The organism is Sorangium sp. So ce381 (assembly GCF_051473845.1).
GTDB classification, from domain to species: Bacteria; Myxococcota_A; Polyangia; order Polyangiales; family Polyangiaceae; genus Sorangium; species Sorangium atrum.
Window position 1 is genome coordinate 7,750,398 of the sequence record NZ_CP150336.1, and the last position, 24,416, is coordinate 7,774,813.

At 71.4% G+C, this 24,416-nt stretch carries 15 protein-coding genes; 8 read left to right on the plus strand and 7 right to left on the minus strand.

Features of this window, described 5'->3' with window-relative positions; genetic code table 11:
* Positions 1-32: 32 nt before the first annotated feature.
* Positions 33-1,970, minus strand: a complete 1,938-nt coding sequence (locus WMF29_RS28755; protein WP_437323336.1) for a glycoside hydrolase family 9 protein — start codon at positions 1,968-1,970, stop codon at positions 33-35.
* Positions 1,971-2,167: 197 nt separating this feature from the next.
* Entirely contained in the window at positions 2,168-3,067 is a 900-nt protein-coding gene (locus tag WMF29_RS28760; RefSeq protein ID WP_012237941.1) for a 1,4-dihydroxy-2-naphthoyl-CoA synthase, read from the minus strand.
* A gap of 357 nt (positions 3,068-3,424) precedes the next feature.
* On the opposite strand from WMF29_RS28760, the gene WMF29_RS28765 reads away from it, so the two are divergent.
* From WMF29_RS28765 to WMF29_RS28785, 5 genes are all read left to right on the plus strand, one after another.
* Positions 3,425-4,603: a PAS domain-containing protein gene (locus WMF29_RS28765; protein ID WP_437323337.1), complete on the plus strand. Its 1,179-nt coding sequence runs from the start codon at positions 3,425-3,427 to the stop codon at positions 4,601-4,603.
* A gap of 120 nt (positions 4,604-4,723) precedes the next feature.
* Positions 4,724-5,797: a fibrinogen-like YCDxxxxGGGW domain-containing protein gene (locus tag WMF29_RS28770; RefSeq protein ID WP_437323338.1), complete on the plus strand. Its 1,074-nt coding sequence runs from the start codon at positions 4,724-4,726 to the stop codon at positions 5,795-5,797.
* A gap of 83 nt (positions 5,798-5,880) precedes the next feature.
* Positions 5,881-6,402, plus strand: a complete 522-nt coding sequence (locus tag WMF29_RS28775; protein WP_272094248.1) for a hypothetical protein — start codon at positions 5,881-5,883, stop codon at positions 6,400-6,402.
* A 26-nt stretch (positions 6,403-6,428) separates the two neighbouring features.
* Positions 6,429-7,067 (plus strand): hypothetical protein, encoded by a 639-nt coding sequence (locus tag WMF29_RS28780; protein ID WP_437323339.1) that lies wholly within the window; start codon positions 6,429-6,431, stop codon positions 7,065-7,067.
* A gap of 111 nt (positions 7,068-7,178) precedes the next feature.
* Complete coding sequence (locus WMF29_RS28785; RefSeq protein WP_437323340.1) at positions 7,179-9,251, plus strand: protein kinase domain-containing protein; 2,073 nt, start codon at positions 7,179-7,181, stop codon at positions 9,249-9,251.
* A gap of 51 nt (positions 9,252-9,302) precedes the next feature.
* On the opposite strand, the gene WMF29_RS28790 is transcribed toward WMF29_RS28785, so the two are convergent.
* Both WMF29_RS28790 and WMF29_RS28795 read right to left on the minus strand, forming a co-directional pair.
* A complete protein-coding gene (locus tag WMF29_RS28790) occupies positions 9,303-10,226 on the minus strand; it encodes a hypothetical protein (RefSeq protein ID WP_437323341.1) in 924 nt (307 codons plus the stop codon).
* Positions 10,227-10,467: 241 nt separating this feature from the next.
* A complete protein-coding gene (locus WMF29_RS28795) occupies positions 10,468-14,358 on the minus strand; it encodes a serine/threonine-protein kinase (RefSeq protein WP_437323342.1) in 3,891 nt (1,296 codons plus the stop codon).
* Between the two features lie 205 nt (positions 14,359-14,563).
* On the opposite strand from WMF29_RS28795, the gene WMF29_RS28800 reads away from it, so the two are divergent.
* Complete coding sequence (locus WMF29_RS28800) at positions 14,564-16,117, plus strand: serine/threonine-protein kinase (RefSeq protein WP_437323343.1); 1,554 nt, start codon at positions 14,564-14,566, stop codon at positions 16,115-16,117.
* A gap of 129 nt (positions 16,118-16,246) precedes the next feature.
* Here WMF29_RS28800 and WMF29_RS28805 read toward each other — a convergent pair whose 3' ends face one another.
* Positions 16,247-17,323 carry a class I SAM-dependent methyltransferase gene (locus WMF29_RS28805; protein ID WP_437323344.1) on the minus strand — a complete coding sequence of 359 codons (1,077 nt, stop codon included), beginning with the start codon at positions 17,321-17,323 and terminating at the stop codon, positions 16,247-16,249.
* 178 nt (positions 17,324-17,501) lie between these two features.
* On the opposite strand from WMF29_RS28805, the gene cysS reads away from it, so the two are divergent.
* Positions 17,502-19,040, plus strand: a complete 1,539-nt coding sequence (gene cysS, locus WMF29_RS28810; RefSeq protein ID WP_437323345.1) for a cysteine--tRNA ligase — start codon at positions 17,502-17,504, stop codon at positions 19,038-19,040.
* A 649-nt stretch (positions 19,041-19,689) separates the two neighbouring features.
* A complete protein-coding gene (locus tag WMF29_RS28815) occupies positions 19,690-22,311 on the plus strand; it encodes a LamG-like jellyroll fold domain-containing protein (RefSeq protein WP_437323346.1) in 2,622 nt (873 codons plus the stop codon).
* Between the two features lie 96 nt (positions 22,312-22,407).
* On the opposite strand, the gene WMF29_RS28820 is transcribed toward WMF29_RS28815, so the two are convergent.
* Both WMF29_RS28820 and WMF29_RS28825 read right to left on the minus strand, forming a co-directional pair.
* Positions 22,408-23,223, minus strand: coding sequence for an arylamine N-acetyltransferase family protein (locus WMF29_RS28820; protein WP_437323347.1), 816 nt, complete (start codon positions 23,221-23,223; stop codon positions 22,408-22,410).
* Between the two features lie 121 nt (positions 23,224-23,344).
* Positions 23,345-24,415: a type IV pilus twitching motility protein PilT gene (locus tag WMF29_RS28825; RefSeq protein ID WP_437323348.1), complete on the minus strand. Its 1,071-nt coding sequence runs from the start codon at positions 24,413-24,415 to the stop codon at positions 23,345-23,347.
* Position 24,416: the final 1 nt, after the last annotated feature.

Sequence of the window (24,416 nt, forward strand, 5' to 3'; positions counted from 1 at the left end):
TCAGTCAACGTGCCCCACCCCCGCGCTCCGGGTCACTGGGCGCTCGCCTTGGCCTTCTCGTCGAGCCAGGCCACCGTCCACGCGAGCGGGCTGTTCCAGTTGATGGTGATCTCGTTCGCCGACCACGCCTCGATGTGGTCGATGTAGCACTTCTGCGGGACGCACTTCGCGCGGCCCTCCGCCGCGTCGAGCGCCTCTTTCGCCACCGGATCCTCCAGCCCGGAGTTCGGCCCACCGGAGACCGCGCCGGGCGGAGCGGACGGGAACGACGCGTCCAGCTGGTGCGCCCAGAAGCGATGATGCGGGTTCTCGAGCGGGTGCTCGCCGTAGCCGGAGACATAGGACTTGTCCATCGGGTTGCGCCCGAGGAGGTAATCCGCGCCCGACGCGACGCCGTCGAAGTACTTTTGCTCGCCGGTGAAGTCGTGGGCGAGCGCCAGGACCAGCATGTTGTTGAGCACGAAGGAGTTGGAGCCCCAGGGATACCCTTTCTCGTTCGCCTTGAAGGGCACCCGGTACCCCTCCGCCCCGACGACCTCGAGGTACTTGTCGGCGATGGCGATCAGCTTGGTCCGGGCCGCCTCACGCTCCGCCGCGGCATGCTGGGCCTCGACCACAGCGAGCGAGATGGCGCCCAGCCCGTCGACCTGTCCCCACGTCATGGCGCTGAACGTGCCGTCCGCGCCGGCGAGCTCCTCGCTGTACGGCGACGCCGCGAGCTCGGCCTGGTACGCGGCGTCCTCCGTGGTGAGGAAGAGCTCGGCGGCCGCCCAGTAGAACTCGTCGCTCAGCTCGGCGTCTCCGTAGCCGCCGCCGCCCACGACCTTGCTCTCGTCCGGGACGACCTTCGGGTTCGCCTTCGCCGCGGTCCACGCCCGCGTCGCGGCCTCAAGGCACTTGGCCGAGAACCCGGGATCGAGCTCGCGCCAGATGCGCGCGGCCTGGGCCGCGGTGGCAGCCAGGTTGAGCGTCGCCGCCGTGCTGACCGGGCGCAGGAAGCGCGGCTGCGGATCCTCGTGCGGCGGCATCGGCAGGCCGGTCCACTCCAGGTCGTGGATCTTGTGGTGCACCATGCCCGCGTTGGTCTGGCCCTCCGGCACCTGCATCGCGAGCATGAACTCGATCTCCCACCGGGCCTCGTCGAGGAGGTCGGGGATCTGGTTCGCGTTCTCCGGGATCTTCAGCTTGCCGTCGCCGAAGTCGTCCGCCGTCGACCCGAGCGCGACGAAGCGCTCGTACTGGTTCAGCAACGTCCAGGCGGAGATACCGCCGTTGACCACGTACTTGCCGTGATCGCCGGCGTCGTACCACCCGCCGGTGACGTCGAGCGTGTACGTGCAGCCGATATCCGCGCCGCAAGGGGCCTTGTCCGGCAGGTGCCCCGCCGGGCGCGCGTGGTCGGGGCCGACGTACTGCTCCAGGATCTCGATGCCGGAACGGTTGTGATAGAAGTACGCGAGCGCGTCGTACTTCATCTGAGAGTAGATGGTCGGGCCCACGTCGAACGGGTGGCTCGACACCTCCCCGACACGGAGGGTGTACCCCTCGCCGACGGTCGTGAAACCGCTGAAATCGATGGTGTGCACGTGCTCGCCGGAGCTCGCGTCGTCGCCCACGACGCGGGTCGCCCCGCTGGCGACCACCGTGCCGCCGGCGTCGACGAGCTCCCACGCATGCGGCTTGTCGGCCGCGGCGACGACCGTGGCGACCTTGGCGGCGGCCGGCAGGTACCCGACCTGGTTGACGCGGATCAGCTCGGTGCCCGACGGCGGCACCGTCTCGACCGGCGCCTCGCCGCCCGCGCCACCCGCGCCGCCCGCACCGCCGGCGCCACCCGCGCCGCCGGCGCCCCCCGTACCGCCCGCGCCGCCCGACGCCTCCGCACCGCCCGCGCCGTCCGAGGGGCTGTCGTCGCCGCAGCCAACAGCGGTGAGGCCGCCCGCGAGCGCCAGAAGAAGAGACCCTCCCAACCAAAGCCAAGAACGCTCCCGACGAGCCGACTTCGCAGCCGAAAGACAAAGCATGATGTGTATCTCCAGGTAAAGTTGAAGCCGCGCGGCCAGACGCCGCGCACGGAATCTTACAACGCCGCCACCATCAAGGAAGTGGATGTCGGTGTCAAGCGCTATTGTGCGCTCCGGGCGTGGGAGCGGGCGGCGCGCCGTCGTCAGTAGTGCCAGGGATAACGCGTGAAGTCCGGGCGGCGCTTCTCCAGGAAGGCGTCTCGGCCCTCCTTCGCCTCCTCCGTGCCGTAGGCGAGCCGCGTCGCCTCGCCGGCGAAGAGCTGCTGTCCGACGAGCCCCTCGTCAGGCAGGTTGAAGCCGTACTTCAGCATCCGCATCGCGGTCGGGCTCTTCGAGTTGATGATCGCGCCCCACCGAAGCGCCTCCTCCTCGAGCTCCGCGTGAGGGACGACGGCGTTGACCATCCCCATCGCCGCCGCCTGCTCCGCCGTGTAATCGAGCCCGAGGAAGAAGATCTCCCGCGCCTTCTTCTGCCCGACCTGCCGCGCGAGCAGCGCCGAGCCATACCCGCTGTCGAAGCTCGCGACGTCCGGGTCCGTCTGCTTGAACATCGCGTGCTCGCGGCTCGCCAGCGTCATGTCGCAGACCACGTGGAGGCTGTGGCCGCCGCCCGCCGCCCAGCCGGGCACCACCGCGATGACGACCTTGGGCATGAACCGGATGAGCCGCTGCACCTCCAGGATGTGGAGCCGGCCGAGCCGCGCCGGGTCGGCCTGCCCCGCGCTCTCACCCTCGTATTTGTACCCGTCCTTCCCGCGGATGCGCTGATCGCCGCCGGAGCAGAACGCCCAGCCGCCGTCCTTCGGAGAAGGGCCGTTGCCGGTGATCAGCACACAACCCACGTCCGAGGTCGTGCGCGCGTGCTCGAGCGCCGTGTACAGCTCATCGACGGTGCGGGGACGAAACGCGTTGCGGACCTCGGGACGGTTGAACGCGATGCGGACGGTGCCCTGGTCCACGGCGCGGTGGTAGGTGAGATCCTCGAACGAGAACCCATCGACCTCGCGCCAGCGCGCCGGGTTGAAAATCGCAGAGACGGTCATGGTCCACTCCTTTGGGGCGCGGACCGTACCCGCCTCATCGTGGGCTGGCAACCTCGGCGACATGACAGTGGCGACCTCCGAGCGCGCGCGCTTCGCCAGGCCCGGGCGTCCCTTCTGGCGCGGCCGGCCCAGCACGCCCGCTAACGAGCCTCCCGATACCCTTGACACATAAGCCGTTCTCGTGGACAAGCAGGCTTCGACGCGCGGTGAGGTCGACGTCGCGCCGCCTGGGCATTGCGCGTGCGCGCTCTGGCCAGGCGGCGCGCGAGGCGCTCGCCGGCGCTCGGACAGGAGAATCGCTGATGGCGGGCGGCCTCGACGACGGGCGCGCATCTGCCTGCCCGCGAGGGGGACGACATGGGCTTGAGCTACGAACGACTTTTCCAGGTCTCGTCAGGACTCCTGGCCACCGCGGACGCGCGCGGTTACTTCCATGACCTGAGCTCTGCCTGGGAGCAGACCCTCGGCTGGTCCCTCGACGAGCTCAGGGCCAGGCCCTACATCGAGCTCGTCCACCCCGACGACCGCGAGGCCACGCTCGCCGAGGCCGCCGCCCTCTTCCAGGGTCGTGCGAACGGCCGGTTCGACAATCGTTATGTGTGCAAGGACGGCTCGTACCGGTGGCTCGGCTGGACCGCCCGAGTGGACATGGACGAAGCGCCCTCCGAACGCCTCATGGTCGCCACGGCGCTCGACCTGACGAGCGACCGGGAGCGGACGGCGCAGCTCACGCAGGCGGCGGAGCTGACCACGGTCTACGAGAAGCTGTTCCGGGTGTCCGTGGGCCTGCTCGTGACCCTGGACGCAGAGGGGTACTTCCGCCACGCCAACCCGGCCTGGGAGCGCACCCTCGGCTGGGCCCCCTCGGAGATGATCTCGAAGCCGTTCATCGAGTTCGTCCATCCCGACGACCGCGAGGCCACGCTCGCCGAGGCCGCCGCGCTCTTCCAGGGCCACACGACCATCAAGTTCGACAACCGGTACGCATGCAAGGACGGCTCCTACAGGTGGCTCGCGTGGACCGCGCACCTGGACGCGGCCGAGGAGCCGTCGCGCCGCCTCGTCTACGGCACCGCCCACGACGTCACGCCTTACAGGGAGCTGCTCGACAAGCTCGAGCGGACGCTCGCGCGGCTCCGCGACACGATGCAGGCGATGTCGACGCCGCTCATCCCGATCACCGATCGCATCATGGTCATGCCCCTCGTGGGCCAGATGGACTCGGAGCGGATCGATCAGGTGATGTCGGCCGCGCTCGCTGGAGTCCAGTCCACCCAGGCTCAGGTGGTCATCCTCGACGTGACGGGGCTCAAGGAAATCGACACGCGGGTCGCCGCCGGGCTCGTCGACACAGCGAAGGCGCTGCAGCTGCTCGGCGCACGGACGATCCTGACCGGCATCCGGCCCGCGGTGGCGCAGACGCTCGTCGGGCTCTCGCTCGACCTGGCGGGCCTCGTGACGAAGAGCACGCTCCAGAGCGCCATCGCCTTTGCGCTGCAGAGCGACCAGGGCACGCCACGGGCCCTCGCCCGATAAGAGCGTCGGAAACGTGCCGGCGCCCGGCGGCGGAGCAGCCGACCGCGCTGGGCGGATGCGCGCGCCGGGACGGCTGGTGTATAAGGCCGCGTGGCGTGTGTTCGTGTCCGTGGAGGTCGCATGTCGCTCGGCCGAGGTTCGGTCGCAGGTGCCTGGTGCGCAGCCGTCGTGTTGCTCGCCGCCGTGTCGGCCTGCTCGACCAGGGTGCGGAGGTTCGGAGACGGCGACGCCGGAGGCGGCGGGAGCGCCTCGGCGTCGAGCGCCGGCGGCGGCTCGGCCGGGAGCGCCGAGGGCGGCGCCTCGGCGTCGAGCGGCGGGGGCGGGTGCGAGCCCGGCCGCCAGGAGGCCTGTTACGAAGGGGCGCCGGCCACGTTGAACCGCGGACCCTGCCGCGCCGGCGTGAAGACCTGCGACGACGAAGGGAACGGTTTCGGCCCGTGCGCCGGAGAGGTGCTGCCCGCCGCCGAGCGCTGCGACACCGCCGAGGACGAGGACTGCGACGGCGCGGTCAACGCGGGGTGCGCCTACGCCCGGTGCGCCGACGTCCCCCGCGGCCTGCCGAGCGGCGTGTACACCCTCGATCTGGACGGGGCCGGGAGAGATCCGGAGTTCCCCGTGGTGTGCGATCTGGAGACGGACGGTGGAGGGTGGGCGCTCGTCTACAACAGCGTTGGTTCGGCGGAGGGAACGACGCTGGCGTTCTGGGACATCCCGTACGCCGAGCGGCTCGGGACCAAGGGCGAGCCGGCGCTCGCGCGGAACTTCTACAGGGGCTCTCTCTACCTCGTCGGCCGGGAGTACCGCGATGAGATCGAGGACATCGAGGGCACCGTCGCGGAGGTCCTGCGCGCGACCGCCGAAGGCATCGACACGACGACCATGAAGTTCCTCCGCCCCCTGCACCGCTCCGGGGACGCCGACGTCTTCTTCTCCCATTTCCTCTCGGGGTGGTCGTCGCCCGACCACGACGGTGACACGGCCCCGGACAATAACTGCGCGGTCGAATCCCTGAACGTCACGCAGCACTACGCGCAGTGCTGGGACTACAACCTCGGCGCGGACGGGGACGCGCCGTTCGACGACGGCGGCTGGGGTCCCCACCTCGGTACGCACGTCGCGGACCAGGTCGGCCTCGCGAACGACGATACGCGGTATACCCGCGTGCGGCGAATCTCGCGCTGGACACGGTGGTGAGCCGGGGCCTCAGGCGCACCTCCGCGCGTACCTCCGCGGATTTTGTGACAATTTCCGGGAGGCTCGGGTATGCTCGCCCGGCCATGCGCTTCTATGCACTGACTTTGCTGACGCTCTTCGCGAGCCTCTGCCTGGCGAGCTGCTGGAACAGCGGCGCCTGCGTGGAGGGAGACGCGTGCGAGTGCTCCAACGGGGATGAGTGTTACCTCGGCTGCGACGGTGACAATTGCGACCAGCGCTGCTTCCAGATGGATCGCTGCGGCGCCGTCTGCGAGCACGGGTGCTCGTTCGAGTGCTTCGATGTCGACGAGTGCTCGGCCTCCTGCGGGGACGATTGCGACCTCAACTGCCATAACACGGCGGCGTGCGGGGCCATCTGCGATCGCGACTGCCGGTACGAGTGCCACGACACGAGCCGGTGCGGCGTCGTCGTCGGCTCGCGCAGCGTCGTGACCTGCCGGAACGTGGCGACCTGCGAGGTCGAGTGCCGGGGCTCATGCGAGGTGTTCTGCGACAACGTGGGCGGCGAGTGCCGCGTCACCTGCCCCGGCGGCGATGCTGCGGTCATGTGCCCGAACGGCTCGCGCTCGTGCGGCGGATGCTGAGGAGACCGAGACCGATGCAGAGAGCGATGACATCGCAGCTTCGCGCGCCGCGCCTCCTGGCCGCCGCGCTCTCGTTCGTGGCGCTGACGATCGGGTGGGCCGAGGTCGGCGAGGCGCAGATGACGATCAAGCGCCCCGGCGATCGCCCCGATTACAAGGTCGAGCTGGAGCCGCACCTCCTCCTCACGCCGTTCGAGCCGCTCGGCGGCCCTGGCGCCGGGAACGGCCTCGGCGCCGGGTTCCGCGCCACCATCGACATCGCGCCCGACGGCTTCATCAAGCGCCTCAACGATTCGGTCGGGATCGGCTTTGGCCTCGACGGCATCCACTACGGAGGGGACGCGGACTACCGCGGCGTCTGCACCCGCTTCGAGAACGGGCCCGCGGGCACGCGGATCTGCACCGAGGTCGACCGGTACGGTGCGCCTTCGAACTACGTGTTCGGCTCGGTCGTGATGCAGTGGAACTTCTGGCTTCACAGGAAGTGGTCGGTCTTCGGCGAGCCGGGGCTGTCGCTGTACCTCGGCGACGTGGGCCGCGACGGGGTCTTCGGGGTCTCACCGGCCCTGTTCGTCGGCGGGCGCTTCCACTTCACGGAGAACGTGACGCTCACGATGCGGCTCGGATACCCGGCGTTCTCGCTGGGCGTCTCGTTCCTCCTGTGAATTTCGCGCGCTCGCGGACGCCCGCGTCGCGCACCCCCGCGCCCCTCCCGCTCGTGGAGCGCCTCCTCACCGCCTCCCCGCGACGCCGGCCGACCTGATATCCTGCGCCGCATGCCGGAGACGCCGCGATCCGAAGAGACGCTCGGCTCGGCCTTGGTCGAGGACCTCACGGTCCCGAGGCTCGGCGCGCCGGCCGCGCAGCCCATGGAGGAGCTATCGAGCTCGGCGCTCACCGAGGACATCGAGGCGATCGAGGCGGCGGCGGCCGGGGGCGCCGGCGGCGACCCGCTGATCGGGAGCCTGATCTCGGGGCGCTACCGCGTCCACGAGCTCATCGGGGAGGGCGGGATGGGCGCCGTCTACCGGGGCGAGCAGGTGCACCTCCGCAAGCAGGTCGCGATCAAGCTGCTCCGACCCCTCGCCCGGCGGATGCCGGAGCTCGTGGCGCGGTTCGAGCGCGAGGCCGTCGCGGGAGCGCACATCCGGCACCCGAACGTCGTCGCCGCGATCGACTTCGGTCAGCTGGACGACGCGTCGTTCTTCCTCGTCCTCGAGTACGTCGAGGGGACGCCGCTCAAGGAGGCGATCGCGGGGGGGCGGCTCCCGCCCGCGCGGGCGCTCCGCATCGCGCGCCAGATCGCGTCGGCGCTCGCGGCGACGCACGAGAAGGGCATCGTCCACCGGGACGTGAAGCCCCAGAACGTCCTGCTCGACGCGCACGATCAGGTCAGGCTCATCGATTTCGGGCTCGCGAAGGTGAACGTCGATCTCCTGTCCAGCCAGAGCCGCAAGACGGCGGCGCCGACCCCCGCCCTGACGAGCGCCGGCGAGGTCTTCGGCACGCTCGCGTACCTCGCGCCGGAGGCGCTGCGCGGGATGGACGCGGTGGACGCGCGCGCGGATCTGTATGCGCTCGGGCTCATGCTCTACGAGATGCTCACCGGACAGCACCCCTTCGGCACGAAGAACGTGGTGGAGCGGCTCAAGCAGCAGGGGCCGGAAGGTCCGCCGGCCCTCCGCGCGCGCGCTCCGGATCTGGAGGTGCCCTACGAGGTCGAGCAGGCCGTGATGCGGCTCATGGAGCAGGATCCGTCGTTCCGTTTCCAGACGGCGGCCGACGCCATCGCGGCGCTCGATGAGGGGCTCGCGGCGATCACGCGCGCCGCGGCGCCGGCAGGGGGCGGGATCGCCGCGGCTGGCCAGGCCCCGTCGGGCGGGGCCATCGCGGCGAGCGGGGCCGCCGCGGCGGCGGCTCCCGCGGCGGGCCCGAGCACCGCAGCGGGCCCGAGCATCGCGGCGGGCCAGGCCACCGCGGGCGGGGCCACCGCGGCGGGCGGGGCCGCCGAGCAGGCTGCGAACGCGGCGCCCAGGGCTCAGGCGCCGTCTGCCTGGCCGGGGCCCCGGGCGACCTTGCTCGCGCGCGCGCACCGCCGGCCCGCGGCCTCGCCGGGCTGGGTGCCCCTCGCGGCGGCGCTCTCGGCCCTGGCGGCGCTCGCGATCGGCGTCGCGCTCTGGCTCGTCGTCCGGCGGCCCGCAGCGACCACGGAGACGCCCGCCGTCGCCTCCGTCGAGCCCCTGCCGGCGCCGGCAGCGCCCCCTCCCGCCTCGGCGAGCGCGACGCCCGAGGACGACGCCCGCGGCGCCCCGAGCCCGCGCGCGCAGCTCAGCCGGGCCGTGGCGACCAGGAACTGGGTGCTCGGGGCGCGGTCGCTGCTGGCCCTCGCGGAGGCCGATCCGGAGCTCGCCCTGAGCAGGGGCCTGCGCGAAGAGGTGCTCTCCACCGTGGCGGGCATCGGGTTCGAGGAGGACAACCCGGCGGCGGACGAGGTCTTCGACCTGCTCACGAACCGGCTCGGCAGCGGCGGGCTGGACGTGCTGCTCGACCTCGTGCGCGCGCGCGGAGGCACCAAGGCGGCCCGGCGCGCCAGCGAGATCCTGGCCCGGCCCGACGTGATGGCGCGCGCGACCCCCGCGCTCCGCGTCATCTTCGCGTTTCGCAGGGCCAGCTGCGGCGGCAAGCGGGCGCTCTTCGGCCGCGCCGCGGCCGAGGGGGACGAGCGCATGCTCTTCGAGCTCCAGGTGCTGCACGGCGCGCGGTGCAGGCGGAGCGATCCGTGCTGCTTCCGCGACGACAAGGCGATCGCCGACGCGATTCAGCAGCTGAAGACGCGCCTCGGGACGTGACCTGCGCGCGGCGCGCCTCCTCTCCGCCGGGCCCCGCCGCGGAGGCGCCGCTCAGAGCAGGCCGCAGCCGTTGTAGAGCGGCAGGAGATCGCTGTCGCGCACCTCGCTCCGGATCGTCTCGGAGTAGCTCTGGACGCTCGGCCCCAGCAGCGGGCCCAGGACCGCCCCGAGCAGCGGGAGCGGGTAACAGGTCTGGTCGCCAGCGGCGTTCTTCACGCAGGTCAGATCGCAGAGCCCCAGGAAGGCGATACCGCACGTCGGCACGTGGCCACAGAGCCGCTCCAGCGAGAGGAGGCTGAGATCGAGCGGGCAGCTCAGCGAGAGCGCCGAGAGCTCCCCGCTGAGATCGGGATCGATGCAGGCATACCCGGCGATGGGCCCGGAAAGGAACGCGTTGCCGTACATCGTGGCGTCGTGGACGACGAACTCCGAGTAGGGCGCCTCGTCCAGGGGGCCATCGAGGGCCGGGTGGCTGCCCTGCAGCAAGATATCCACATGCTCGCCGGTGCCGTTCAGGTGCTGGAAGATGCACGCCGAGACCCAGCGCTGCTCCGAGGTGGTGAGAGCACGCGTCGCCCATTCGGGCGCGAACCCGAAGGCGCCGTGGAACTCACGGCCGTCCGGACCGTAGACGACCTGCTCCGAGGACAAGGCGCAGCGAACGGTGTAGTCGAGCACGCTCTTTCCCCCGGAGGTGCCGAGCAGCGCCGTCGGGGCCACGACCTTGTTGGCGCCGGCGAGCGCAGCCCGGCCGAGCGTCTGGAACGCCGTGCGGTTCGCGGGCGCCCAGAAGTCGCTGGGGAGCAGGCCGTTACATCCGATGGGCACCGCAGTGCGCCGTATTGGCAGCTCCGCCGTCTCGACGGGGTCGGTGTCCGCCGTCTCGACGGGGTCGGTGTCCAGCGGGGCGGCGCATCCCGCCGTGAACACACCGACACCAAGGAGACCAACCGCGATGAAACGGGTCGATAACATTCAGCTCTCCTCCGAGGTGGTCGCGCAGCCAGGCACAGGGCCAGGACCAGACATCGACCAGCAATATCGATCTTTCTTAAATTAACAGTCTCCCATCTTCCAGGAAGGCGCGCAATGCTGAAAATCGGTACACGGTGGTTGTGTAAAAGCGTCGTGTAAAAGCGTTGTGCGAAAGCGTTGCGTGAAAGTACGGACTCGCCCGAGCACGACGCGGAACAAACCCTATCGCGACAGGCTCCCATCAGTCCGGCACGGGTGGATGGACGTCCGGAGCCCGCGACCGCTCCGCCAACCCGCGCTCCAGCTCCACGAAGCGGGATAGCCACAGGGGGCTCTCCCCGCGGTGCTCCCGCGCGCTCGCGAGCGCCTCCTCCGCCTCACGCACGTGTCCGCGACGGAGCGCCATGCGAGCACGCCAGTAAAGGAACATCAGCGTCTGCTCGGCGATCGACTGGTCTTTCGCCCGCCGGATCGCCTCGCCCCACGCGAGAGAGGACGGAGGTCCCGGCCGGAGCCCGACCTCCGAGAGCACGAGCTCGAGCAAGCCGTACTCCGTGAGATCGCCCGGCTCGAGGGCGCACGATCGCTGGATCCACAGCACCAGCTGGCTCGCCTGCTCGTACTCGTCGAGCGCCAGGTGGATCTGCGCGAGCAGCATCGCCGTCTGGGGCATCGGGCGCTCGGAGGCCTGCTCTTCCAGCCACCGGGCGCGCCGCAGGAGCGCGAGCGCCTCCCGCTGCCTGTCGCTCCAGTGGAGCAGCACGGCGACGTTGTACGAGGCCATCTTCTCCAGCCACGGATTGCCGATCTCGCGCGCGAGATCGACGGCGCGGCGCAGGTCGCCGACCGCGCCCGGCAGCGACCACCGCCAGGCCCACAGCGCGATGCGGTTGATGTACGCCCCGCAGAGGTGAAATCGATCGCCGGCCGCCGTGACCAGGGCGATCAGGTCGTCGGAGGCGCGCTCGGCGTCCTCGCGGCGACCTGCGCTCGCGAGCTGGAACGACAGCATGATCAACGCAGGGACGCGCGCGTCGTAGTCTCCCGACGCCGCGGCGCGATCGGCGCACGCGGTGAGCTCCGCGATGGCCTCCTCGATCTTCCCCCGCCGCCACGAGGTGCGGGCCTCGGCGACCCGGAGGCGCAGCGCGAGATCGGGCGAGCCCTGCGCGTGCGCGTGCGCGTTGTTGACGAGCGGCCGCGCCTCCTCCACCCGGCGCGCCGACGCCTCGAACTCGAAGGCCCAGTCGAGCACGGTCGCATCCTCGAGCAGGAGGCTCGCCCTCGCCTGCGCGTCGCCGAGCGCCTCGGCCAGCGCGAGCGCGTCGCCGAAATCGCTCCGCGCCTCCCGGACGCGGCACATCCGGTACCGGCTCCTGCCGCGGCCGGCGAGCGCGCGCGCGCGCCGGGGCGCGTCGCCTTGCTCGGCGATCTGGAGCGCGGCGTCGTAGCGCCGGTCGGCCTCGACGGCGTCGTGCCGCGCGGACGCGAGATCGCCGAGCGCGAGGTAGGCGTCGGCCGCCTCGGCGCGCTCGCCGCACACGGCCGCGTGGCGCGCGAGCGCGCGGAGGCCGTCGGTCGAGCCGGCCGCCACCTGCGCCCGCCAGTACGCGAGGGCGCTCCGGTGGATCGCGGCGCGGTGCGCCGGGTCGAGCATCTCGTAGACCGCCTCCTGGAGGACCGCGTTCTGGAACGCGTGCCGGTCGTCCAAGCCGCCGCCGCGGCCCTCGCCGTCGCGCAGCAGGATCCGCCGCTCGACGAGGGCCGCGAGCCCGAAGCCCGCGTCGACCATCGCTCCGGCGCCGCCCGCGCGCTCCAGGCCGTCCAGCACCGCCTCGAGCTCGGCGCGATCGAACGACATGCCGAGCGCCGAGCAGACCCGGGCGCACGTCGCGAGCTCCGGCGGCAGATCGTCGAGCCGCTGCGCCGCGAGCCATTGCCACGCCGGCGCCGGCGGCAGCGCCTCGACCTCCGCGGTCGCCACGTACGAGCCGCCGCCGGCGCGCCGGCGCACGACGCCCGCGCGCTTGAGCGAGCGGACGAGCTGCCGCAGGCAATCCGGGTTGCCCCCCGCCCAGTCGGCCAGCCGGCGGAGGATCTCCGCCGGCGGGTACTCGGCCGGCAAGAGCAGGCGCGAGGCGAGATCCATCGCCGCCTCCTCCGCGAGGGGCGCGAGCGTCACGCGGGTGTGGCGCTGGTTGCGCTGGCCCCAGCTGGGACGGGCCTGCTCGAAGCGATGGCGCGCGGTCACGACCACCCAGAGGGGGGTGCCCTCGCCGTCGAGCGTGGCGTACTCGAGCGCGTCGAGCAGGACGTCGTCCGCCTGGTCGGCGTCGTCGAGGATCACGGCGAGGGGGCCGCGGCGCGCCCCGCGGCGGAGCGCCTCGGCGAGCGCCAGCATCAGGCCGTTGCGGGCCTCCCCGGCCAGGCGCCCACCGCGGGGCCCGGCCCAGCCGAGCGCCGCGGCGACGGCCTCCCACGTCGCGCCGCCGAGCGTCTCGCCGAGCCGCTCCACGCAGAACTGCCGCGGATCTCCGGGGCTCTCCCTCGGCGCGTCGAGCGCGACGGAGAGGAGCGCGCGCACGGCCTGCGCGGCGCCGCCGTGGATGGGGTGGAGCGCGCGCACGGCCACCACGCGCACGTCCGGGACCGGCACGCCGGCGATGCTGGCCGCCTCGGCCGCGAGGCGCGTCTTGCCGAGACCGGCGTCGCCGATGAGCGTGAACAGGCCGGGGCACGTCCCGTCGAAGGCGTCGGTCGCGCTGGCCGCGAGCGCCGAGAGCACGTCGTCGCGGCCGAGCAGCGCCGGCTCGCGCAGGCTCTCCGGGTCGCCTGGCGGCGTGGGGGCGAGCTCGTCGTCGGGCAGCGCGCGCTCGAACTCCTCGGTCATCGCGAGGCCGCCCCAGGGCTCGGCCGGCAACCACGCCTCGGGGCGCTCGACCGGCGCGCCGTAGGCGGCGTGCAGCCCGCCGGCGATCCTGCGCAGGCGCACGCTGGCGAGGTGCAGCGCCACGCGCGCGCCGCCGCTCAGCGCGAGATCGCGCGCCGCGGCCAGCGCGGCGCGGGCTGGATCGTCGACGTCCCTCGCGGAGAACACGGCGAGGCAGCGCTGCCCGCGCTGCCGCGCGACGAACCCCCGGCGGCCGCCGATGGCCGCGATCACCGGCCCGGCGCCGCCCTCCGCGAAGAGCAGCGCGACCGGCTGCAGCCCCTCGGCGACGGCCGCCGCGGCGCCGTCGCCCTGCCGCTGCGATCGCGGCGCGGACGGAGGCGGGATCGAGTCGGCGCGAGGCCGCGCGCGCAGGGCGTGCAGGGTGCGCCGGAGCGCGGCGGCGCTGTCCGGGCGGCGGCTCGGGTCCTTGGCGAGGCAGGCGAGCGTCAGCGCCTCAAGCCCCTCGGGGACGTCCACGAGATCGCTCGGGCGCGGCGGGCGCAGCGCCAGGTGGCCGTGCTCGACGGCGGTCTCGCCCCCGACGAACGGCGGGCGCAGGGTGAGCAGCTCGAACAGGATCACGCCGAACGCGTAGATGTCTGCGCGCGCGTCGATCCGCGAGGCGTCGCCCCGGAGCAGCTCCGGAGCCATGTACTCCGGCGTCCCCACGATGTCGCCGGCGCGCGTCGCGCCTGCCGGCGCGTCCGGCGGCTCGACGCCTTCGGCGGGCCTCGCCAGGCCGAAATCGAGCAGCACCGCGCGGTCGCTCGATCCGAGCAGGAAGAGGTTCTCCGGCTTGAGATCGCGGTGGATGACGCCGCGCGCGTGCGCCGCCTCGATCACGGCGAGGATCGCATCCGCGCGCCCGGCGGCGCGATCCGGATCGAGCGGCGCGCGCAGCGCCGCCAGCTCCTCGGCGAGGGTCTGGCCGAAGAGCCGCTCCATCACGAGATAGGGCTGCCCCCCGGGGAGCTCGCCGCAAGCGACCAGCTGCGGGGCGTGCGGCACGCCGACGCGCTCGAGCAGCGCGGCCTCCCGCCGGAACCGCTCGCGCAGGTTCCACGCCGCGTGCCTCCCCACCTTGATGGCGACCGGCGCTCCATCGCAGCCCTGCTGCGCGGCCCATACGTCGGAGAAGCCGCCATGACCGAGCGGACCGAGCAGCGAGAAGCCCTCGATCGCGGGCGCCGCGCGCTCCACGGTGTCACGCTCACCGGGCGGCGGGACGAAGCCATCTCTGACACACGGAGCGCCAGCGGCGAGCCGCCCGTGACATACGGAGCAACGGTGCATGATTCGGCTCGTCTGCCGGCAACCGGGGTCGCGTTCGACACCGGCTTACGCGTACTGTAATGCGCGAGCTCAGCAGTTGTCATTGAGGAAGTAAGCGGCTGTCGCATATCCCATGAAGAACCCTGGTCAGAACGATGAGCCGCTTCCCGCCGCGCCGCCGGCCGACGCCCCCGCGGCGGGCGAACCGCCGTTGGTCACGTCGCGGACATGGAAACAACACACGCCCGACACACGCGATCGCGAGGACGCCGGCCCGGGCGCCCCGCGCGCCGCGACGCTGCGGGCAGGCGAGTACCTCCTCGACGGCGTCATCGCCGAGGGGGGGTTCGGCGTCGTCCACCGCGCGGTGCACGCGGCGAGCAAGGCGCCGGCGGCGGTGAAGATCATGCACGCCGACCTGATCTCGCGCGCCGACGTGGTGCTCCGCTTCCAGCGCGAGGTGGACGCGATCGGGCGGATCCGGCACCCGAACGTCGTTGAGATCCTCGACGTCGGGCGGCTCGACGACGGGCGGCCCTACTTCGCGATGGAGCTCCTCCAGGGCAGGAGCCTCGAGCAGCACCTGTTCGCCCGCGGGCGCCTCTCGGCGGACGAGGCGCTCGCGATCCTCGATCCGCTCTGCGGCGCGCTCGCCGCGGTCCACGCGCTCGGGATCATCCACCGCGACGTGAAGCCCTCGAACGTGATCCTGTGCGAGCGCGGCGGGGAGCTCAGGGTCGTGCTGCTCGACTTCGGCATCGCGAAGCTGCTCGGCGCGACGGATCTCTCGCTCACGTCGTCACGGCACGTCGTGGGGACCCCGGCGTTCATGTCGCCCGAGCAGCTCCTCAACCGGCCTGTCGACATGCGGACCGACGTCTATGCGCTCGGCGCGCTGCTCTACACGATGATCGCGGGATCCATGCCATTCCTGGCGACCACGTATCCGGTGCTGCGCCACCTGCACCTGCACCAGGCGCCGCCCCGCCCGAGCCTGCACGCGCCGGTCGACCCGGCGTTCGACGATATCGTCGTGCGGGCCATGAGCAAGGATCCCGCGGGCCGCCACCCGGACGTCGCCGCGTTCCTGGGCGACGTGCGGGCCGCGACGGCGCGGATCGCGCGGACCGGCGCGGTGGAGGCGGGGCACGTCCGGCGCCTCGCCATCGGGCTGCTCGTCGAGGTCCTCGCCGAGAGCCGCGCGCTCGAGGCCCCCACCGACGCTTTCCTGGCCGATTTCGAGGCCGTGGTCCCGGGCGCCGTGGCCGCGCTCGCGCCCTCGGGGTTCTCGCCGCTCGCGATCACGAGCACCAGCGTGCTGCTCGCGGCGCCCTTTCGGCGCGATGAGCGCGGCACCGAGGAGGCGCGCCACCGCGCGATCGCGGCCGCCATCGCGCTGCACACGCGGCTCGCCGGGCCGGGCCAGCGCGATCCCAGGATCAGCGTCCGCTTCTGCCTCCACGCCGGCGACGCGGTGCTCACCGAGGACGGCGTCCTGGTGGGCGGGAACCTCCTCGAGCTCTCCTCGTGCCTCCCGGAGACGGCGGAGCCGGGCGTGTACGCGTCGCCGGCCATGCTCGATGGCGTCGCCTTCCTGTCACACCGGGTCCCGGGCGCCGCCGGCGCCACGATCCCGATGCGCCGCGTGTTCGTGCGGTCATCGGGCCGCGCCGCGGCGCCCGCCTAGAGCGGGGCCGCGAGCGCCGGTCACCCGCACAGGAGACGGGCCCAGATCGGCGTTTTCGGCGCGCAAGCGCACTCCGGTGCGCTGAGCACCGAAAACGTCGAGGTGGGCCCGTATCCGAAGCGGAGCGGGTCAGCGGGCGGGCTTGACGAACTTGAGGGTCATGCGGTCGCTCTCGCCGATCGCGGCGTAACGCGCGCGATCCTTGTCGCCGAGCCGGAAGTTCGGCGGCAGGGTCCAGACCCCTTCCGGGTAGTCTTTCGTGTCCTTCGGATTCGCGTTGACCTCGGACTTGCCGCCGAGCTTGAAGCCGGCCGACTCGATCTTCTGGATCACCCACGCTTCCGGGAGGTATCCCTGCTTCGCGCTCTCATCGGGGTTGGCGTCGGGCTTGGCGCGGTGCGCCTCGATACCGAAGACGCCGCCCGGCTTGAGCGCCTTGAACGCCTCGGCGACGTAGGCGTCGAACTTGCCGTTCCGGTGCCAGTTGTGCGCCTCGCGAATGGCGATGACGAGGTCGGCCTTGCCCTCGATCCCGAGCTTCGGGCTGTCGCGATCGATCACGATGACATCGACCTTGCCGAACAGATCGGGTGACTTCTCGAGCAGGCGCTTCACGCGCTTTCCATAGAGCGTGTTGCGCGAGTCCTCGGGGCCGTTCGGATCGAACGCCGTGATGAGGAGCTTGCCCTTCTTCGCGAGCACCGGCGCGAGCAGCTCGGTGTACCAGCCCTCGCCGGCCCCGAGCTCGATGACCGTGCTCGTCTGCTTGAGGCCGAAGAACTCCAGGGTCTCGACCGGGTGCCGGGCGGCGTCGCGCTCGGCGTTGCCCGGGGTGCGGTGCTTCCCCTTGAGCGCCGCCCGCAGCGCGGCGCCCGCGCTCGGGTAATTGGCCGCGATGAGCGCCTTGACCTCGGCCTTGAGCGCGTCGTCGAACCGCGCCGCCTCCTTGTCGGCCTTGGCCTCCATGGCCTTCGTGTCCTCGGCGAGCTTGGCGAGCTCCGCCTGCTTCTTCTCGGCTTCCGGGTCCGCCTTGGGCGGCGTCGCCGCCTCGGGCTGCGCGGCCGGCGCGGCGGCCGGAGGCGCCTGCGTGGGGGCCGGTGGCGGGGGCGGCGGGGCGCTCTCGACGGGCGGCGGGCTCCCCGCGCACGCGGAGAGGGAGAGCGCGCCAGCCAGGACGAACAGCAAGGTCCTTGAAGTGATGTGCATGCGCGGTTGCGTAGACCGGAGGGAGGACGGCCGCAAGACGTGGCAAGACGTGGCGAGACGAGGCACGACACCGCGAAACCACAGGGAAAACCGGCGAGGTTCCGCGTTGACCGGGCCGCGGGGCCAGGGTAGCGTACGCGGCCCCGGGGGGGTGCTCGCACACTCACGTAGGTGGCCGATGCCGCTCAAGGTCCATAACACGCTCACGAGGAAGAAGGAGCCTTTCGTCTCCGCCCGGCCGAAGGTCGTGCGCATCTACACGTGCGGTCTCACGGTCTACGCTCCGATGCACATCGGGCATGCCCGCACCTACTGCTTCTGGGACGTCTTCCGCCGCTACCTCGAGTACCGCGGCTATCATGTGCTGAGCATCATCAACTACACGGACATCGACGATCGCATCATGCAGCGCGCGAGCGAGCGCGAGGGCGCCGTCGACGTCGCCGAGCGGAACATCGCGGCGTTCCGGCGCGACTGCCGCAAGCTCCACATCAAGGACTACGCCGTCTACACGCGCGCCACCGACTTCGTCGACGAGCAGGTCGACATGGCGAAGCGCCTGATCGAGAAGGGCCACGCCTACACGGCGAACGGCGAGGTCTTCTACGAGGTCGGCACGTGGGCGTCCTACGGTGAGCTCTCGGGGCGCAAGGTCGACGAGCAGGAGGTCGGGGCGAGCGGCCGCGTCGAGGAGGACTTCGCTCGGAAGAGGCACCCGGCGGACTTCAGCCTCTGGAAGCCGACCGGCGCGGGCCAGCCGAGCTGGGGCACCGGCGAGGAGGGGTGGCCGACCGGGCGCCCCGGCTGGCACATCGAGTGCTCGGCGATGAGCACGGCGCTCCTGGGCGACCATTTCGACGTCCACGGGGGCGGCATCGACAACATGTTCCCTCATCACGAGAACGAGATCGCGCAGAGCGAGCCGCTCTGCGGGCGGCCCTGGGTGCGCTACTGGCTGCACCCGGAGCACCTCGATCTCAAGGACGTGAAGATGTCGAAGAGCCTCGGGAACGTCATCTCCGTCGAGGAGCTCCTGTCGAGGCACGGGCACGACGAGGCGCGGTGGTTCTTCGTGACGCAGCATTACCGTTGCAAGCTCCCGTTCGGCTGGGAGCTGCTCCAGCAATCCGCTGCGGGCTATGCGCGCATCAAGAAGCTCGCGACGGTCCTCGCCGAAAAGCTGCGCGGCGCGACGGAGGCTCCCCTCGCCCCGGGCGCGTACGCGTCGCAGCGCCCCGAGGAAGAGCGGTTCCCGAGGATGCGCCACCAGTACGTTCACGGCCAGTTCGGGGAGCTCACCGAGCGGTTCATCGCGCGCTTCATCGAGTCGATGGACGACGACCTGAACACACCGAACGCCGTGGCTGCATTTTTCGATTACGTGAGCGCGCTCTACTCGGCGGGGATCGAGCAGTGCGAGGATCGCCCCTCGATGCTCGCTGTCTACCGGGCCATCGTGCGTCACCTCGCGGTGTTCGGGGTGGAGATCGCCGAGCCGGCGCTCTATCCGGAGCTCGTCCCGGACTACGCGCTCGCCCCTGCCGAGGGCGCGGCGGGGCGCGGGGGTGACGCCGCGATCGACCGGCTGATCGCGATGCGCCAGGCGGCCCGGAAGGCGAAGGACTTCGCCAAGGCGGACGCCATCCGCAACCTGCTGACCGAGGCAGGCGTCGTGCTCGAAGACACCCCCCGCGGTCCCCGCTGGTCTTCCTCCTGAGGAGCTCTCCCGCTTCGGATACGGGCCCATCTCGACGTTTTCGGTGCTCGGCGTACATGAGTACGCCTCCGCGCCGAAAACGCCGATCTGGGCCCGTCTCCTGTGCGGGAGAGCTCCGCTAACGGGTGTATCAGAGGTCGGAGAAAGAGCGGAGAGGATCGCGCGGCGGAAACTTGCCGGGGGCAGGTGCCGCGCGGCGAAGGTGGATGCGGCGGCGCGGCATATAGAAGCGGCGCAATGGATGGTCGCTCGACGGCGGAGCTGCGGTCGGGACGAAGTGTGACGGGCGCGCGGCTGCGAGGAGGAGCCTTGTTGTCCCTCTTGGCCGCGCGCAGCTGCGCACCATTTGGACGCGTCGGAAGCGTGCTTGTTTGATCTCGAGCACCCGCCTGGGACCGCAAAATGGGTGTGCCAGATGTGCCAGTGTCGGGGTTCAACGACATGGCCAGGTACGCTGGGTTCGACGCCACAGGGCGAAAATCTCGATCTTGGGCCGGGCATATCAATTGCCAATAGGGTGCTCCGCACCAGCGCCCAAACCCGAACAGCCCGGTCGGGTCTGACAGTCGCCTGTTCGCGTCGCCGACCGCAGCTCGAGCTGCGGCCGGACGGCGCTCGTGCAGTCAACTCTTACCCAACGAGAACGCAGATGCGGAACCTCTCCTTCGGCTTCGCCCATCCTCTCTCAATCAAAACCAGCTCGGCCGCGGTCCTCGCCCTGCTCGCCTCGGGCGCCGCCGCGTGCGGAAGCTATGGCGTCGATGAAGGCTCACTCGGCGATGCAGAACTAGCCCTCGAAGCGACAGTCGGCGCGTCGAGCGCCGTCAGCGGCGTCGGCACCGGCGTCGGCGGCTTCGGCAGCAGCTCGGTCGCCACCTCCACCACCGGCGTCGGCGTCGGCGTCGGCGGCGGTGGCGCCGGCGGCTCCGGCAGCAGCGTGGTCGCCAGCTCCAGCAGCGTCGGCGTCGGCGGCTCGGGCAGCAGCAGCACCTCGTCCATCGCCGGCGTCGGCGGCGGCGACCCCGCCACCACCACCGGCGTCGGCGTCGGCGGCGGCGACCCCGGCGATCCGCCCCCGGTGGGGCCGCCGGCCGTCGGCTTCTGGCAGCTCGACGACTGCAACGCCGCGACGACGGCGCTGTTCGACTCGTCGGGCAACGGCAACACGGCCACCCGCTCGGCCAACGCGGCGTGCGCTCAAGGGATCAGCGGCCTCGGCGTCGCCTTCAACAAGGACAACGACAAGATCCTGGTCGACGACGATGCAGGCTTCACGTTCGGACAGAACCTCGCGGTCGCCGCGTGGGTCAAGCCGACCGCGGTGTCGGGGTCGACGCCGCGGACCATCGTGCAAGAGAAGGGCGGCGGAGAGACGAGCTTCTCGCTCGACATCCGGAACAGCCAGGCGCGGTTCACCGTGACCTTGACCAACGGGCGGACGGTCACCTCCCGCGCCCCCATCCAGGCCAACGTGTGGACCCACGTCGCGGGCACCTTCGACGGCAGGTTCGTGCGGCTCTTCCTGAACGGCGAGCAGGTCGGCCAGATCAGCGCGGCGGGCACGCTCCACGACATCGACGCGCCCATCCGTATCGGCAACAACGTGCAGAAGGAGCGCTTCACGGGCGTGCTCGACGAGGTCTGGCTCTCGGCCTCACCGACGACCGCCTTCGAGATCGCCCAGCTCTCCTGCCTCAGGCGCCCCGCGACGCTCGTCGTCACGCCGGAGAGCAGCGGCGTGGTCGCCCCGAACACACCGGTGCCGTACCAGATCGCCGTCACCAACAACGATGTCGGCTCGTGCACCGCCGGCGACTACTTCCTCCAGATCTCCAGCCCCTCGGCGGGGATCGACGTCTCCGCGGATCCCCAGTTCTTCCCGGGCGTCCTGCCCGGGACCACGGCGACGTTCCCCGTCACCGTCACCGGCACCGAGGACGCGGAGCCCGGCGCCCACGAGATCCCCTTCTCCGTTGTCGACTTCAGCTCGCCCCAGTTCTTCGTCGCCTCGGGGGCCCTCGACTTCGAGCTGACCGAGCCGACGGGGTGCTTCGTCCGGACGAGCCGAGAGATCTTCGTGAAGCACCTCAGCGTGGTCGAGGATCCCCTCCGCACGACGTTCAACGGGCCGCCGGGCGATCCGCGCACGGGCGCATGGACGTTCGCGCGCCTGATGGAGGACATGGCGCCCACGCCCGCCGATGCCCCGGCGATGGTCGAGGAGCTCTTCAGCACCTGGCTGACCGATCAGGCCGTGAACGGCTTCACCGTGCCGGCGCGCCCGGCGATTCAACAGGTCGTGCTCGACGAGTGGCCGAGGAGCCCTGACGGGTCGCTCGACCTGCAGCAGGCGCCGCTCTTGCTGCTCGGCATCGTCAACAGGATCGACGTGCGCAACCTCGCCGAAGGCAACGCCGGCGAAGGGAGGTTCGTGTTCGGCGTCGTCAGCCAGGGCTTCCCGCAGCAGTTCACGGTGATCCTGGAGTACAAGCTCCCCGCGTCGACCGAGGCCGACGTGCTCGACTGGGCCAACGACTGGCACGCCCTCGGCAGCCTGCCCTTCCCGTCCGAAGCGTACAACGCGGCGCTCCAGGACATCACCACGCGGTTCGCAGGCCGGAACGCCGCGCCCGGCAAGCCGAACGGGAGCTCGCTCGGGCAGCTCCGCACGAACGAGATCGCGCTCGCGGGGCCGTGGGAGCTGCGCGAGTTCGTCCTCTCGGCCCAGACGGGCTTCCTGCGGCCGGAGACCGTCAAGCTGACGCCGGATCTCGGGTTCGACGGATCGCCCACGCTCGCTGCCTTCGTGAACCAGAACGAGGCCTCGATCATCGCGGAGCAGCACACGGTGCCCGACACGTTCCAGGGGAGCCCGTTCCTCGGCGGATCGTCGTTCAACAACCTCACGGCCTGGACCGCTCCTGGCATCCTCAACAACGAGGCACGGCACAAGTTCTCGCTCAACACCTGCAACGGGTGCCACGGCGCGGCGGAGACAGGGACGGGGTTCCTGCACGTGAACCCGAGGTCGCCCGGGAACGAGGCGTCGCTGTCGGGCTTCATGACGGGGACCACCATCCCTGATCCGGTGACCGGCGAGCCGCGCACCTTGAACGATCTGAGGCGCCGGAATCAGGATCTTACGGCGCTTGTCTGCGAGCCTGCCCCGGCCTTCGCGGCGCTCAGGGCCGCGCCGAGCGGCGGCGCGTCGTCCAGCGCGGCCGCGAGCCGCTCGGCGTTCATCCGCCGCGGCATCGGGCGCGTGCACTGATCCGGAAGCGCCCCGGCGCGCGGGGCGGCGGGCGCGGCCGGCGAGCCGCGCCCGCCCGGCCTCCCGGGCAGGCCCCGAGGAGGACGCGCCGTCGCTTCAGCTGTCGAGGCCCGCGCAGGAGAGCCGCGTCCCGGCCGGGAGCTCCAGCCCGAAGCGCTCTCTCAGGACGTCGACGAGCGCGTCGTCGCGCACAAGGACGCGCTCGACGCCGTCCCTCCTCCAGATACCCAGCTCACGGTTGCGCAGCGTCACCCGGCCCTCCGGCGACGGGAGCGCCGCGATGAGGTTGTTCACGAACAGCGAGCTCGGGTGCGTGGACGTGTAATGGTTCGCCACCTCGTAGTCGATCGGGAGGTTCTCCTCGAGCGTGAACGCATAGATGTCCTGACACGCCTCACCCGCACTGGAGACGAGCACCCATGACGCGCCCTCCCGGCGCAAGCCGATCACGTCGAGCACCCGCGCGCGGCCCTCGCCCTCGACGAGCGGGAGCGGCTGTAGGAGCCCCGGACCGCCGAAGCCGACATCCGCGATGAACGGCCCCTCGGGCAGCTCGATGAGCGACAGCATGTGAGATCGAGGGCCCGTGTCGCTGCGCTGGAACCGCACCCGCGCGATGAGGGTCGTGAGCTTGAATCCGAGCCGGCGCAGCACCGCGGCGAACAGCGTGTTGTGCTCGAAGCAATAGCCGCCGCGGCGCGCCCCCACGAGCTTCGCCTGGACGCTGGCCAGGTCGAGGCGGATCGGTCGGCCGAGCAGGACGTCGAGGTTCTCGAAAGGGATGGAGTAGACGTGCGCCGCGTGGAGCGCGTCGAGGACCTCCCGCGTGGGGGCGAGCGCGCCGCGATGGCCGATGCGGGCGAGGTAGGCGTCGAGGTCGAGCGACGCGCTGTCCTGTGTCGAAGGTTGCATTGGATCGGTGCAGCGAGGATACGCGGCCCCTCGCTCGACCGTCAACGCGCCGGCCAGCACATTGACGGCGGTGGAGTCGCCCTCCGCCTTCCTCCTGGCGTCTCCGCGGCTCGATTCTGCGTCACGGCCCCTGCGGGTCGGAGAAGAGCTTCTGGAAGCTGTCCTTGTCGATCGCCTTCTCCAGCGCCGCCTGGACCGAGATGGTGTCCTTCTTGACGAGCCGCTCCAGGGCCATGTCCATCGTCTGCATGCCGGCGGAGCGGCCTGCCTGCATCAGGTTCGTGATCTGGAACGTCTTGCCCTCGCGGATCATCGAGGACAGCGCGCTCGATCCGACGAGGATCTCGTGCGCGGCGACGCGGCCCGTGCCGTCCTTCGTGCGGAGCAGCTGCTGGGCGATGATCGCGGCGAGGCTCTCGGCGAGCATGCCGCGGACCTGGAGCTGCTCGTCGGCGGGAAACGCGTTGATGATGCGGTCGATCGTCGCGGCGGCGCTGTTCGTGTGGACGGTGCCGAAGACGAGGACACCGAAGCTCGCGAGCTGCAAGGCGAGCTTCATGGTCTCGTTGGTCCGGAGCTCGCCGATCAGGATCACGTCGGCGTCCTCGCGCCCGGCGCTGCGGATCGCGCTCGCGAAGCTGCCCGCGTCGGGGCCGACCTCGCGGTGCGTGATGTGGGCCTTGATGGGGCTGTGCACGAACTCGACCGGATCCTCGATCGTGAGGACATGGCAGGCGCGCGAGCGGTTGATGTGATCGATCATCGCCGCGAGCGTCGTGGACTTGCCGGAGCCGGTCGGCCCCGTGATCAAGATGAGCCCGCTCGTCCGCTCGGAGAGCCGGCGGATGATCTCGGGGCAGCCGAGATCGTCGAGCGAGAGGATCTTGCTCGGGATGGTGCGGAAGACGGCCGCGAGCCCGGTGGTCTTGTAGAAGTAGTTCGCGCGAAAACGGGCCTTGTCCGCGTAGGAATAGGCGAAGTCGAGATCGAGCTCGTCGACGATCCGCCGCGTCTCCTCGGGGGTCGTGATCTCGAAGAGGAGCGCCTCCATCTCGGCGGTGTCGAGGGGCGTGTCGCGCAGGGCGAGGAGCTCGCCGCGGGCGCGCACGAGCGGCGGATAGCCGATGCCGAGGTGCAGGTCGCTGCCCTTCCTGGAGAGCAGCTCGTCGAAGAGGCGGTCGATCCGGGCCACG

Coding starts and splice junctions, on each gene's coding strand:
- WMF29_RS28760 (WP_012237941.1), bottom strand. CDS start 3,067: ATGACCGTCTCTGCGATTTTCAACCCGGCGCGCTGGCGCGAGGTCGAT.
- WMF29_RS28765 (WP_437323337.1), top strand. CDS start 3,425: ATGGGCTTGAGCTACGAACGACTTTTCCAGGTCTCGTCAGGACTCCTG.
- WMF29_RS28770 (WP_437323338.1), top strand. CDS start 4,724: ATGTCGCTCGGCCGAGGTTCGGTCGCAGGTGCCTGGTGCGCAGCCGTC.
- WMF29_RS28775 (WP_272094248.1), top strand. CDS start 5,881: ATGCGCTTCTATGCACTGACTTTGCTGACGCTCTTCGCGAGCCTCTGC.
- WMF29_RS28780 (WP_437323339.1), top strand. CDS start 6,429: ATGACATCGCAGCTTCGCGCGCCGCGCCTCCTGGCCGCCGCGCTCTCG.
- WMF29_RS28785 (WP_437323340.1), top strand. CDS start 7,179: ATGCCGGAGACGCCGCGATCCGAAGAGACGCTCGGCTCGGCCTTGGTC.
- WMF29_RS28790 (WP_437323341.1), bottom strand. CDS start 10,226: ATGTTATCGACCCGTTTCATCGCGGTTGGTCTCCTTGGTGTCGGTGTG.
- WMF29_RS28800 (WP_437323343.1), top strand. CDS start 14,564: ATGAAGAACCCTGGTCAGAACGATGAGCCGCTTCCCGCCGCGCCGCCG.
- WMF29_RS28805 (WP_437323344.1), bottom strand. CDS start 17,323: ATGCACATCACTTCAAGGACCTTGCTGTTCGTCCTGGCTGGCGCGCTC.
- cysS (WP_437323345.1), top strand. CDS start 17,502: ATGCCGCTCAAGGTCCATAACACGCTCACGAGGAAGAAGGAGCCTTTC.
- WMF29_RS28815 (WP_437323346.1), top strand. CDS start 19,690: ATGCGGAACCTCTCCTTCGGCTTCGCCCATCCTCTCTCAATCAAAACC.
- WMF29_RS28820 (WP_437323347.1), bottom strand. CDS start 23,223: ATGCAACCTTCGACACAGGACAGCGCGTCGCTCGACCTCGACGCCTAC.